General features: G+C 53.5%; 1 rRNA gene. It reads right to left on the reverse strand.

What is annotated here, in order from left to right:
* Positions 1-46: 46 nt before the first annotated feature.
* A 16S ribosomal RNA gene (locus TZ48_RS04050) occupies positions 47-548 on the reverse strand; the annotation flags it as partial.

Consider the following 548-nt stretch of genomic DNA (forward strand, 5'->3'; position numbering starts at 1 on the left):
AAACCTAATCAATCTGTGTGAACACTCATCGCAATAATCTTTCGTATAAGGAGGTGATCCAGCCCCAGGTTCCCCTAGGGCTACCTTGTTACGACTTCACCCCAGTCATGAACCACAAAGTGGTGAGCGTCCTCCCGAAGGTTAAACTACCCACTTCTTTTGCAGCCCACTCCCATGGTGTGACGGGCGGTGTGTACAAGGCCCGGGAACGTATTCACCGTGGCATTCTGATCCACGATTACTAGCGATTCCGACTTCATGGAGTCGAGTTGCAGACTCCAATCCGGACTACGACGCACTTTTTGGGATTCGCTCACTTTCGCAAGTTGGCCGCCCTCTGTATGCGCCATTGTAGCACGTGTGTAGCCCTACTCGTAAGGGCCATGATGACTTGACGTCGTCCCCACCTTCCTCCGGTTTATCACCGGCAGTCTCCCTGGAGTTCCCACCCGAAGTGCTGGCAAACAAGGATAAGGGTTGCGCTCGTTGCGGGACTTAACCCAACATTTCACAACACGAGCTGACGACAGCCATGCAGCACCTGTCTC

The sequence above is a fragment of the Vibrio variabilis genome (assembly GCF_003263785.1).
GTDB lineage: Bacteria > Pseudomonadota > Gammaproteobacteria > Enterobacterales > Vibrionaceae > Vibrio > Vibrio variabilis.